Here is a 12,613-nt window from a genome sequence, read left to right as displayed (position 1 = left end):
GCATTGGTTTATTATAAAACTGATAATTATCAGTTTTTTTATGTTATGATGTAAAAAAATACTTAGGAGCGAAAAAATGTTTGAACCATTAGCATTTGTCTTACGACCAATCACAATAACTGATATAATTGGGCAAAGCCACCTTATTAATGATCACAATGGTGTTATTTCACGAATGTTGAAATATAATTATGCAAGTTCATTAATTTTTTATGGTGATCCGGGCGTTGGAAAGAGTAGTATTGCTCGAGCATTAGCCAATGATTTACAACTTGAGTATGCAATTTTTAATGCTGAAATTGATAAAAAACAAGATTTAGAAAAAATTATTAAGCAAGCAAAAAATTTTGAACGATTTATTATTATTGTGGAAGAAGTACACCGAATGAATAAAGATCGGCAAGATATTTTATTGCAGTATTTAGAAAATGGACACTTAATTATGTTTGCTTGTACAACAGAAAATCCTTATTTTGTGATTAATCCATCTTTACGATCACGAGCTAATATTATTAAATTAGAACGAATTACTGTTGATGAAATGCTAACTGGCTTACAAAAAATAATTATAAATAAAAAATTACCGTTAGCAATTACTAATGATTCTTTACTATTAATTTGTCAATTAGCAAGTGGTGATTTACGAATTGCAATTAATATATTAGAATTATGTTTAAATTTATATCCTGCAGAAGAAATTACCACAACAATTATTAATAATATTGCCCCAACGGCTAATTTAATTAATTTTGCAGAAGGTGATGAACATCATGATTTAAAATCAGCCTTGCAAAAGTCAATTCGGGGTAGTGATGTTGACGCAGCTTTACACTATTTTGCACGGTTATTAGCAAGTGGTGATCACGAAGCATTATTGCGTCGAATGTTAATTATTGCTTATGAAGATATTGGCTTGGCTAATCCAGCAATTGCGGTCCATGTCAAAACAGCAATTGATAGTTTTCGTCAAATTGGATTACCAGAGGGACGAATTCCATTAGGATTAGCAATTGTTGAAATGTGTTTAAGTGAAAAATCAAATAGTGCTTATTTAGCAACAGATCAAGCGGATGAAGATGTTTTAAAAGGTAATCTTTATCCAATTCCGCATCATTTACGAGATACAAGTTATGCTTCAGCAAAAAAACTAGGAAATGGACAGGGATACCAATATCCGCATGATTTTCCAAATGATTATGTTGCGCAACAATACCTGCCAAAGGAAATGCGCGGTATAGTTTATTATCAACCAAAATTACATAGTGTGTATGAAAACCGAATTAATGAGTTATATGAACGGTTTACAAAAAAAGGCAAGTAGAACTTTTGAAAGAACTACTTGGTTTATTTTTTGTTAGTGCTAGAATAAAATTAAAGAAATGGGGATGAGAGAAATGACAGTCGTAAAAATTCATGTACCAGATTATTGTCAAGCAAAAAAGTTGGTGCTGATACTGTTTTAGCAAATATTTTAGAAAAAGTTGATGAAATTCAAAGTCAAAAACCACGAATTCAATGAATTTATGATCAAATTGCAAAATGATTTACACCATTTATTTTAATTATTGCGATTATTTATTGCGATTATTACATTTTTATGTCAATATTTTATTTTTCATCCTTATGATATTACAAAAGCAATTGATATTGCCATTACTGTTATTAGTTGTTCTTGTCCATTAGGTTTAGCAACCCCCTTAGCAGTTGCGGTTGGTTTTGGTAAATCTTTAAAAGAAGGAGTTATTTTTAATAATACCGATGCATTTGAAAAAATTACTAAAATTGATGCTATTGCTTTTGACAAAACAGGAACAATTACTAATGGTCAGTTAACTGTTCATTATTTATTAGGAGCTAAAGAAAATATTAAATATATTTATAATTTAGAAAAATTATCAGCACATCCAATTGAAAAAAGTATTCAGCATTATTTTGTTAATTGTCAAGATGAAATTTCATTTGAACAATTTCAAGAACAACCAGGGCTTGGTGTGAGCGGGGTTTACCAGCATCAAATGTATCAATTATTATCTTATCAAACAGCAGTAGCCAAAGGTTTTCAAAATCAAATGAAATTAGCAGTTCAAAAAATAACAGTCATTAATCCAATTTTAATTGCCCTTGTAATTAATAAAACAATTACGAATGTGATTATCTTAACGGATACAATTCGGTTTTATGAGCAATTAGCAATTACAAAGTTTACTAAAAAAAATATTGCAACGCATATGATTAGTGGAAATAATGAACAAACAACAAAGGCAATTGCTAATGAAGTTGGAATTACAAGTTATTATGCTAATGTTTCACCGCTAACAAAGGCAACAATTGTTGCAGAAATTCAAGCAGCAGGAAATGTTATTGCTTATGTTGGTGATGGAATTAATGATTTAGTTGATTTAAAACAAGCTGATTTTGCAATTGCAATGGGGCAAGGTAGTGAAGTTGCAATTCAAAATAGTGATATTACAATTATTAAAATTAACACGAAGTTTAATTTGATTCAACTTTTTTTGAGTTTTTAGTTATAATTTAATTTCAATTCCATTAGCGAGTTATTATCCCGCATTTAATTGGTGCAATTGTAATGGGGGTTAGTCAATTATTAGTTTTATTAAATTCATTAGTTTTTAATAATATAAAAGTAAAATTTAAGTAAAATTATGGCTAATAATAAATTTTTACTTTAGTTAAAAAGTGAAAAACTTTTTTATTAAAAATTATTTGTTTTCATTTTTTTTATGTTATCTTTAAAATAGATATATTTTTAAGATATATCTTAATAATATCTTAATAATATATTACAAATACTTACCATTGACAAAAATACCGGTAAAATTAATGATTGAAAAGAACAAAAAGGAACTTAATAACAGTTCCTTTTTTATATTAATCGCACAAATTTCATAAAGATAATTAATAAAAAGATATTTGTTATTGTACTATACAATGCTAGATTAAATTTTCATACTTCAAATATTTGACTAAAAAAAATATATACTGTTTCAAAAACCTTACCAACACCGCTCGCTAACTCGTTAACTTGTTTAACTCCCGGAATAGTATTAACAATTCAAATGACCGCATTTTTAATATGAGTTTCAAAATCTCATCAACCTTTAGGAGTTATATATTGCACTTGAAATCATTGCTTATCGGGGAACAACCCACCATTATTAATTTCTTGTCAGTTATAAATTCCAAAATAATCATAATATCGGTACATATCATTCTCTTTTTGGGCTTGCAATTCAAAAACATTATAACCGTTTTTTTGTTCTTCAATTTTTTTATATTTCAAACCATATTTATTTTGTAAATTACCGCCAAAAACATAACCCGAATTTAACTTAATATCATAATTATTAGTAACCGAAAAATCATAATTAAAAACACTACCATAATTATTAATCGCATAAAACCTATTTTTAAATGCTGAATATAATTTAATATCTAATTGCTTATATTTATCAAATTGTAATTTATCGTTAATATTTTCACTTAATAAAATATTATTAAAATTTTGTAATTTCAACGCAAAAAAAGTTAACTAAAATTGTAAATTATCAATATATCCATTTCCAATAAACGAACTACGATTTTGAAACACTGGCACCAAAGCACTTGCAAAAAACGACTGTAAAAACTTAGATAAATCAAACTGACCGCTAAACTGTTGATAATACTTTAAATCTTCACTATTTAATGATGAATAAATTGAACCATTAAAATTAAAAACTTCACTAGTTCCCGTTCGCATAAAACTAAAATTAAAAATTAAATCATCATTATTAATATTATTTAATTCCAAACTACCGTAAATAATTAAATTTGCTTCATCAACAGTCAAAATCATACGATAAATTGCTTTTTTAATATTTTTAACATCTAACTCGTCAACCGTTTCAAAATCAAAAATTATCCGCTTTGTTCCAACCTTATTCTGATTTTCATAATCCGCACTACCACCTTGTTGAACTCTAATATTTTTCCGCAAAACAGAATATAAAGATAAACTAATAAATTCTTTTACACGATTTTGTTGATAACTATTTCAATCAGTAATTTTACCGGTATTTTTGTCAATGGTAGGTATTTGTGGTTCACCATTACCATCTCAACGATAAAGACCTTTAATTAATCCTTTTTGTAAATAAGAATTCTTTATAAGATATTTACTAAAAATAAAACCATTTGATTCAATAATTCCATAAGCATTATTACTATTATTAATAAATTTTATTTCTTTTAATTTACTTTCTTTTTCATTTTTTAAAATAAAAAAATACCAATTATCATCAATATTATTATCAAAATAATTGTAATCAGTAATTAATTTTTCAATTATCTTGTTTTAACTTAACTCTTGGATAACGATTTTCTTTATAACGGTCAACATTGTCGACAATTTTTTTAGATACATCAAACATCTTATATTTAACGGCAAAAGCATAAATAAAATCAGTTAAATCATCCAAAAAATTCTCCTTTTTAACATCATAAAATTTATCAACCATATACTGATTTTTTAAACTATGTCATTGTTGATAATAATTTAAAAATGTTCCACCAGGTTTATTATAAACAACTCCCGTAGAATAACTATCTTGTAAAAAATCCAAATACCATTTATCATTAAACGATAATTTTTTTGATGTTTTTAAAGTTGGATTAATAAAATAATTTGTTTCCGACCAATTTTCAAAAAAACTACTGCGTAAAAACATTGTATTAATAAAATCAGTTTCATTAATACCTTTACCAGTACTACTTTCTTGTTTAAGCGTATATTGCTCCTCATTTAAGGGTCTAAACGCCGTTAAAGTAATAAATGGAATAACCAAACCTAAAAAACTTAAAATAAATATGGCAAATAAAGATAACGATTTTTTCATAAACTCAACTCCTAACTATACAATGTTTTTGAAACAATAAACCCAACAATATATAAACTTGATATCGTTAACATTAACGGATGACTAAACAAAACTGCCATTCTGCCAAATAATCAAATCAACCAAGTATCAGAATTATATAAATCCATAATAATATTTTTTGCTGATGTAAATTGATTAATAATAACTGTAATAAAACCAGTACCAAATATTGCGATTGCCGCTACCAATAAAACTAATTTAATCATTACTTAACACCTCTTTTAACTTTTGCTTGATATCTAATACTTTGTCGTTTAAGTTCTTTTTTAATTTGTTGCTTATTACTATTCTGATAAACATTTTTACCAACATTAATACCTTTTCGTACAGTTGACGAATATACTTGTGAAACACCATTATTAACTGTTGAACCTAAATTATTATATTGTGTTGATGTCCCGTGAATTGCATAAATAGATAACTTAATAACCATAAAAAAGATTAAAAAATAAGCAATTGACGTATTTGTCATCGGTAATTTTGTATTTCAAATTACATCAAAAATAAACAAAAATATATCAAAAACAAAACTAAAAATCTTGTCTCAATTACTATTATTATTTTCAGGTAGTAAGAAAAAAGTTGAGTTTTTATAAAAAATAAAAATAAAGTAATTAAATACAAATTACTATCTTGTTTTTTGTCTTTTTTAAAAAAATCAAAAACTTTATCAATTAAATAAATAAAAGACCCAGTAATAAGCAACTATAATCCAATATAAAAATATTCTGGTCATTCAATATCAATTACTTTAAATACCTTACAAAAAAATAATACAACTGCACTTATTATTAAAATAGCACCCAATCCTCAAATAAATACTTTGCGAATTAATAACAAAATTTCTGATTTATATTCTTTTAAATCCATTTATAACACCTCACTTTCTTTCTATACTTCTTGTCGTAAAACCCGAACACTATTAATTGGTATATTAGAACCATTAGAACCATTAGTTAAATAAACCCGACCAGTAGCATTATATAAAGCAATACTATAAGGGTTTTTATCCATATCATCAATAAAACAAGTTGCTTGATGTTTTGCTAAAGTTTTATTTTCTTTCTGTTCTGTAAAATAAGGTGGTTCAAGCCATAACATACCTTCAGCACCTTTACGATTAGTTGGTGATATTCAAACTTGATAACGATATTTTTCTGAAAATTCAGTAATATCAATATAATTAGCACTACCAGGTGTATATGATATCGATACTTTTTCTCATTTTATTTTTTTACCTATATCAAAAATTCATTTTATTACTTTTTCAAAAGTATCTTTAAAACTTTGATTTAAAGATAATTTATTATTTTTAACACCAAATTCATCTGATAATAATAATTCTAAACTATTATCATCTTTTTGATGTAACGGGGCATTAACTGTTATTGAACTACCACCTTGTTTTGCTTTTCATACATTATTTTTATAATAAATCGTATCATTATCAAAAGGAACTGATAACTCATTATTTTTATTTTTAATAATTGCTTTATTATCAATTTTAGTTTTTTTCTTCTATTAATGTATAAACTTCTAATTGTGTATAATATGCTTCTAAATCTATCATTGTTAAATCAATTCCTTTTTCTTCAAAAGTGTGAAACATTTTCTTTAAAGTTGTTAGATTAGCCAATGATTTTGCATAAGTAGGCAATAGACCTTGCCATGTTGCCATTGGGTCGTTTTGTGAATAATAATTAATATCACCAATATTCATTGTTGCAGAAGTAAAAAACTCAACTGGGATCCGATTAAATGTTCAATGTTCAATAGTAATAAATACCATATTAATACATATTTTCTTTAATAATGGGTCTTTAAATGTTTCAAACTTTAATTTTGTAAAAGGATAATTTAAATATGAATTAATCATATTTTGTGCTCTTATTTCAAAAGTTCTAAATCACAATTCTACATCATTTTTAAAAAATTTATTATAACGAACTGGAACTTGGGTAATTTTACCTGTCATTGGATTAAAATTATTATAGTTTTTTAAAGTAACACCATCTCATAACTCATTTAACATTTAACCATCTCCTTATCATTTTCTTTTTTTAGAATATATTTTTTTTGATATAAATTTTCTACTATTTAATAATGTTTTTGATTTAATTGTTTTACTTAAATTTTTGTTTTTTATAAATTGTTTATATGTTTTAAAAACTAATCCACTACCTAATAAACTAGTTGCCACACTATCTTCAACAGTTTTTAACATTTCACTTTTGTTCCAATTATTTTTTATTTGCTCTCTTAACTTTAAAAATTTAGCAATTGTCCGATATGTTTTAAAACTATCTCTTACTACTTGGTGATAAACAACTGGGGCAAAAGATACTAAATTAAATAAACTTGTTTTTTTAAATCCCCAACCAATAAACCACTCACTATTAATATAAAATTTAAAAGGTTCTTTTGCTAAAATAAACTGCTCTGCTTTAATTACAGTTGTAGTAACAACAATTGGGGAATATTTAGGATTTTTATAATATATTGTCAAAGCAACTTCACCTGCAACACTTATTGGAACAATTTTAACTGCTAAAAAAAATCAGAACCATAAGCAAATGGTAATAATTGTCCTTTTTGAATAGCCTTGGTTTCAAATTTAGATAATACTTTTCTAGTTTTTTCATTAATTTTTTGAATTACTTTTTGTTTAATATTGATTATTCTTTTTTCAATTGGTGCTAATATTTTTTTAGTTGCTTTTTGAATATAAAAATTTGGGTTTATTTTTTCTAATTTTTCTAATATTTTATTTAATTTGATTGGAGTTTTATGGATAAAATTAACTAATTTATTTTTATATATTTTATTTGCTCGCATTAAATTAACATTTAATAATAATTTTTTAGCAATTCCTTTTTTATGTAAATCAGTCATAATTTTATATCATTCATCAGTACTTATTTTTGTTATTTTTTCAAAATTTAAACCATATTCTGATAATCAATTATTAACATATCCTTGATATTTTTTTGTTAATCTAGGTGCTTTTTGTACCAACTTTGGACTTATTTTTTGTAAGTTTTTTTCAATTTTTAATAGATTGTTAATTTTCCCTAAATTAGAAATTTTAAAACCCTTAGAAAAATCATTTCGTGCTAATTTTCCAATTGTATATAATAAATTCTCATTATTTGCTTGTTTAGTAAAATCAAATATTAATTTATTAAATAAAATCTTTTTACCCGCTACTTGTTTAACAACATCTTCTAAATTTTTAGCAGTTACTATTCCTAATTTTTCAAGTAATTTAGTTTCTTTTTCTAATTTTAAAACTTTTGTTATTCTAGCAGCACGAGTTAATTTACCAATACCCCCAATTGCTGGCAATAAATTTAAAGCGGTACTTTTTGCGGTAACTTCTGAGGTTAATTTATCATATATTTGATTGACTTTAAAATCAGTTGCTGTTTCTACTCCAAACGATATAAGGGTAGCAGCAAAATTAGATAATCCCGCACCTAATCCAACAGCAGAAGCAATCCCACCAGTTAAAACTGATAAACCAAGTGCTAAAAATTGTATTCCTAAAAATTCTAATAATTGTAAATCAAAACTTTTTTGTTGTTGGATTGACAATCTGGTTGGCGTTTTAACAGCATAAATAAGAGCAGTTTTTGTTGTTCCAATTGGCACTTTTATTTTTTATTTTGGTTTTTTTTAGTTGCTGCTGGAACTGTAATTTCCATTCCTGTTGTTTCACCAGTTAATCAATTTGTACCAATTAAACTATATGGTACCGAAACATTATTGCTAAAATTACCCTCATCTCTATCAATAAAAATTGAATGATCATAATCTAAAATATTAACAATATAATCTGAAGTTGTTAAATCAGCATTAAGTTTTTGAATTGCTTTAATAAAACCAGTATTCATTTCAGTAATTACATCTGCTTTTTTAGTTAAATCAGGAACATCACTATATCAAGGTGTTTTTAAAGTTCCAATATTATCTTTATTAAATTGTTTAATACTTATTTGATTTACTTTTTGCACTTTATAATACTGAACTTGAGCAACACCAGTTGCATTATTTTTACCAGCAATATAAATATCAACATAAATATCTGTTGTAGTAATATCATAACTTGATGGTGAACCTTGATAATATAAAGGTCATCAAACATAATCATCTGCTGTTAAACTTGCATCAACCGCTTTAACTTCTTTTAAAACTTTATCATTTAAAAGCGGTCTTAAATCTTCACTTGATACTTTTTGTGGTACGACAATTCCTTTAATTATTTCATCATTTGTTAAACTATCAACATTTTTAATTTTACCGTGGATATCTATGGCGCTACTTACTTTGAATAAATTAGAAGGACTGTGCCACTATATTTATTTGGATTTCCAGTTGCTAATGCGCCAGTAGATGTAATATTAGAGAATGTTGCATCTCCATTTTGATAATTAGTATTTTTTTTTTGTCTTAATAGCAGTTTCTAATTCTGTTGCTGTTGTTGGTGTATCACCAGCCATTGTAATTTTACCTAAATTAGGTGTTGTAATAACTGTTGATAAAGGTATTACATAGGTGTGTTTAATAATTCCTTTTGGTTCAACTACTGCACCACCTAAATATAAAACTCTTTCCATAATTAAAGTATTACCCATTCCAGTACCTAATGCTGCTGCACCAACCCTTAATGGGGTGTGGTCTTTTTTGCGTAAAATTAGTGGATCATATTTTTTACTAAATTTAAAGGCAATTGCATTAACACCATTTGGTAATAAAGTAATTGTTCCTTCTGAACCATCTTCATTAATAATGGGTAATTTTTTAGGAACCATATAATATGTTGTTCCTTCAACAGTTTTCATTGCTCCGCTTGTTTCAATTACACTATTAATTTGGTCATTTGCTCCAATTTGCAACTGTAATTTATTACGAATTCCACGGATAAAATCTGCTGAACCTAGTACAACTGTTTCTGATGGAGTAAAACCATTTTCATATATTTTATCCATAATTTCATCGTGGATTTGTAAAGCATTTGTATCATCAGCTTTATTTCCTTGAATAGTTGTAACTTCTCCATTATTAATAATTTCTAAAATTTTATTTCGTTTATAAGCAATTTCAGTATCCATTGCTTGTTCAATATCAGCGGATCAAAGATTAGGATTAAAATCACTTTCTACTGGGTCTAATTTACGAGCAAAAGTTAAAATTGTATCTAATTCAACAATTCCATCTTCAAACTCAACAGTTGAGTATTTTAATAAGTTATCATTGGTATTAAATACTTGACCACCTTTTCCTAGGCCTTGTTTATATTTAATATTTTTCTTTCTTTTATATGTTAAACCAAATTTATTTGCTTCTTTTCACGCAAATAAAGCTTCTCAACTAAATTTTTGTTGATATCTTTGTAAATATCATTCTTCAAATGCTTCTCAATCTCGTTTTGTTGCTTGATTAGCAATATCAACGAAAATTCTTTGTGGATTTTGTGCCATAATTTTATTCCTTCTTTCTATTTATTAAATACATTGTCTGTATCTAAAATATTGTTTTGTTGTTCTTCTGTTTTTGGTACTCCACCAGTATTAACTTTTTGTACCTTAATTAATTCATCATAAACACTTTGCAATTGTGTTTTGATAACTTCAATATTATCGTTAATATCATAAGATTTTAATAAAACATTTTTAAATTCTTCATTATCAGTTAAAAAATTAATAAAGTCAATTACTTCAATTTGTTTTAATTGAATAGTTTGTTGTTCAATTTGAGAAGTTAATTCAGTATTTTTTGTTTGTAATTCGTTGATTTGTTGATTACTATTTTCTAAATTACTTGCATTAAATTCTTCAACTTCAGCAGTATTTTCTAAAATAATTTCAGCAGTTTTAATGTCTAAACTACCATCTTCATTTTTAATTGGTTCATTTTCTTCATTGATAAGAATATATTTTACATTTTTTAATGCCATTGTTTTTCCTCCTATTTTTTAATATTTGTATTTGTTCTTTTTCTAATCGCTTTTTGTATAATTTCAAAACTATCTACTCGAAAAGATAAAAAATAGCGTTTAGTTTTTATATTTAACTGATTAAATACTGAGTCTTTAATTTTTATCTAATCTTCTTTTTTTTAATTTCAAAAATTCAGTTAAAACAGATGGGTTATATATTGATAATGTTGAATAATTTAATCCGTCTCACTGACATTTAGCCGAACAAGCATCAACTTCAATACCACCAGCAACAAGTGCTTTAATTTTAGTTTTAATAGGATTTTCATGTAATTTAACAGTTAATTCTAACTTATTAACTTTTTTATTTTTTATTTTAGGTTTATTAGTTATTGATTTTTTAGATAAATTACTTTTTGTTTGTGCCATTTTTATCAACTCCTTTTAATAAAAAATATTGTAAATGTTTTCAAGCATCTAATTCATGCTCTGTCATTTTAATATTTTCTTTATAAATATAATTTTTCTTAACAACTGGCGATTGTAAAACATAATTTAAATTAAATAAATATTTACATAAAACTTTTAAACCACCAATAAATTTAGGAGTAGATAATGGGTTTTTTATTTTTAAACCTTTATGAAGTTGGTAATCTTCAATTATTACAATAACTTTGCTTAAATAAGAACAAATTTTATTTTTGAACTCATTTAATATTAAATACATATTATTTATTGCTTCTTCTTCATATTAGAATTAAAAGTAATATTATTAATTATTTTCTTTTTCAAAAAATTATAAATAATAATACCAGTTTGTCCAATTCCAGCAGGGTCAATTGCAATAATATATTTTAATTTACTTGATTTATTTTTTTCTCAAATTGTAATATTTTTCATCCATCTGATGCTAAATCTAAAATATCGTTAATTTTGTAATGTTCCATATAAGAAGCAATAAGATTTCACTTGTCTTTAAATAAATTTAAATACATTTTGGCTCATTCTAAACATTGCAAATCATAATGTTTTTTATGATGTGAAATACGGCAATTAATAGGTTGACAATTAACTCAATCAAAAGATTTTGTTATTTCATCTCAAGTTTTATTAATATATTTACTTTTATATTCTGACATTATAAATAATCCTTTCATTAATTATTTTTACCTAATGCTCAATGTTCATCAGTAATATCTTCAAATGAAACTGGATAACTTCTAAGCATTAATTCATTTATTTTGTTGATAATTTTTTTATTTAACTTTTTCATTATTCATTCTCCTCAATAACAGTTAATTGTTCTAATTGTTCTTTTGTAATTTTAATACCTTTTAAATTAGCACAAGATAAATTAACACCTTTTAAATCAGCCCAATGTAAATCAGCACCTTGTAAATTAACACCTTTTAAATCAGCCCAATGTAAATCAGCACCTTGTAAATCTAATGCTTCATATTCTAAATATTCATTTATTTTTTGTTCTTCAACAGTAATATCTGTTAAATCTTTAATTAAATCTTGTAATGTTTTCATTTTATAATTTTCTTTCTGTAAAAAAACATAGTATTCCTTTATTGGTTAATATTTTGATATTTAGTAGATAATTTATTTTAGTATTTAATTACTTCGCCGCCCGCTTCACTTCGGGGGTGAGCGGGGGCGGATAGGATATTTTGATAGAGTTTACCCCCCACGGAAATAAACAAAAAAACAGTTTACCCAGTTATTAATTACG

At 25.5% G+C, this 12,613-nt stretch carries 17 protein-coding genes and 1 pseudogene; 2 read left to right on the top strand and 16 right to left on the bottom strand.

Annotated features, from left to right (window positions below):
• The first annotated feature begins 76 nt into the window (after positions 1–76).
• Both SDAV_RS01885 and SDAV_RS01880 read left to right on the top strand, forming a co-directional pair.
• Positions 77–1,321, top strand: a complete 1,245-nt coding sequence (locus SDAV_RS01885; RefSeq protein ID WP_114564313.1) for a replication-associated recombination protein A — start codon at positions 77–79, stop codon at positions 1,319–1,321.
• A gap of 244 nt (positions 1,322–1,565) precedes the next feature.
• Positions 1,566–2,525, top strand: coding sequence for an HAD-IC family P-type ATPase (locus SDAV_RS01880; protein WP_245938459.1), 960 nt, complete (start codon positions 1,566–1,568; stop codon positions 2,523–2,525).
• Positions 2,526–2,884: 359 nt separating this feature from the next.
• Here the strand turns inward: SDAV_RS01880 and SDAV_RS14575 are convergent.
• The 16 genes and pseudogenes from SDAV_RS14575 to SDAV_RS01810 all read right to left on the bottom strand — a co-directional run bounded on the left by SDAV_RS14575 (position 2,885) and on the right by SDAV_RS01810 (position 12,411).
• A pseudogene (locus SDAV_RS14575) lies at positions 2,885–4,895 on the bottom strand (spiroplasma phage ORF1-like family protein).
• Positions 4,896–4,906: 11 nt separating this feature from the next.
• Positions 4,907–5,143, bottom strand: coding sequence for a hypothetical protein (locus SDAV_RS01870; protein ID WP_015967964.1), 237 nt, complete (start codon positions 5,141–5,143; stop codon positions 4,907–4,909).
• A complete protein-coding gene (locus tag SDAV_RS01865) occupies positions 5,143–5,511 on the bottom strand; it encodes a hypothetical protein (protein ID WP_114564312.1) in 369 nt (122 codons plus the stop codon). The genes SDAV_RS01870 and SDAV_RS01865 overlap by 1 nt, the downstream gene beginning before the upstream one ends.
• Positions 5,512–5,642: 131 nt before the next feature.
• A complete protein-coding gene (locus tag SDAV_RS11740; RefSeq protein WP_186823436.1) occupies positions 5,643–5,807 on the bottom strand; it encodes a hypothetical protein in 165 nt (54 codons plus the stop codon).
• Positions 5,808–5,828: 21 nt separating this feature from the next.
• A complete protein-coding gene (locus SDAV_RS01860) occupies positions 5,829–6,038 on the bottom strand; it encodes a hypothetical protein (protein WP_114564311.1) in 210 nt (69 codons plus the stop codon).
• Between the two features lie 403 nt (positions 6,039–6,441).
• On the bottom strand, positions 6,442–6,969 hold the full coding sequence (locus SDAV_RS01855) for a hypothetical protein (protein ID WP_114564310.1): 528 nt from the start codon (positions 6,967–6,969) through the stop codon (positions 6,442–6,444).
• Between the two features lie 12 nt (positions 6,970–6,981).
• Complete coding sequence (locus SDAV_RS01850; RefSeq protein WP_114564309.1) at positions 6,982–7,443, bottom strand: hypothetical protein; 462 nt, start codon at positions 7,441–7,443, stop codon at positions 6,982–6,984.
• Positions 7,444–7,484: 41 nt separating this feature from the next.
• Positions 7,485–8,588, bottom strand: a complete 1,104-nt coding sequence (locus SDAV_RS01845) for a hypothetical protein (protein WP_114564308.1) — start codon at positions 8,586–8,588, stop codon at positions 7,485–7,487.
• A gap of 2 nt (positions 8,589–8,590) precedes the next feature.
• Positions 8,591–8,950, bottom strand: coding sequence for a hypothetical protein (locus tag SDAV_RS01840; protein WP_114564307.1), 360 nt, complete (start codon positions 8,948–8,950; stop codon positions 8,591–8,593).
• Positions 8,951–9,367: 417 nt separating this feature from the next.
• Positions 9,368–10,417, bottom strand: a complete 1,050-nt coding sequence (locus SDAV_RS01835) for a hypothetical protein (protein WP_114564306.1) — start codon at positions 10,415–10,417, stop codon at positions 9,368–9,370.
• Positions 10,418–10,434: 17 nt separating this feature from the next.
• The gene (locus tag SDAV_RS01830; RefSeq protein ID WP_114564305.1) at positions 10,435–10,893 is read right to left on the bottom strand and encodes a hypothetical protein; all 459 of its coding nucleotides are present in this window, start codon (positions 10,891–10,893) and stop codon (positions 10,435–10,437) included.
• Between the two features lie 135 nt (positions 10,894–11,028).
• Positions 11,029–11,304, bottom strand: coding sequence for a hypothetical protein (locus SDAV_RS01825; RefSeq protein ID WP_114564304.1), 276 nt, complete (start codon positions 11,302–11,304; stop codon positions 11,029–11,031).
• Positions 11,285–11,602, bottom strand: a complete 318-nt coding sequence (locus SDAV_RS01820) for a hypothetical protein (protein ID WP_114564303.1) — start codon at positions 11,600–11,602, stop codon at positions 11,285–11,287. Before SDAV_RS01820 ends, SDAV_RS01825 begins: the two co-directional genes overlap by 20 nt.
• 5 nt (positions 11,603–11,607) lie before the next feature.
• On the bottom strand, positions 11,608–11,775 hold the full coding sequence (locus SDAV_RS11735; RefSeq protein WP_186823435.1) for a hypothetical protein: 168 nt from the start codon (positions 11,773–11,775) through the stop codon (positions 11,608–11,610).
• Positions 11,730–12,014, bottom strand: coding sequence for a hypothetical protein (locus tag SDAV_RS01815; RefSeq protein ID WP_114564302.1), 285 nt, complete (start codon positions 12,012–12,014; stop codon positions 11,730–11,732). The genes SDAV_RS11735 and SDAV_RS01815 overlap by 46 nt, the downstream gene beginning before the upstream one ends.
• 133 nt (positions 12,015–12,147) lie before the next feature.
• Positions 12,148–12,411 carry a pentapeptide repeat-containing protein gene (locus SDAV_RS01810; protein WP_114564301.1) on the bottom strand — a complete coding sequence of 88 codons (264 nt, stop codon included), beginning with the start codon at positions 12,409–12,411 and terminating at the stop codon, positions 12,148–12,150.
• Positions 12,412–12,613 lie beyond the last annotated feature (202 nt).

Origin of the sequence: Spiroplasma phoeniceum P40 (genome assembly GCF_003339775.1) — a bacterium.
Classification (GTDB): domain Bacteria; phylum Bacillota_I; class Bacilli_A; order Mycoplasmatales; family Mycoplasmataceae; genus Spiroplasma; species Spiroplasma phoeniceum.
The sequence above is the reverse complement of the archived record's forward strand: the minus strand, read 5'-3'. Positions and strand labels throughout refer to the sequence as shown.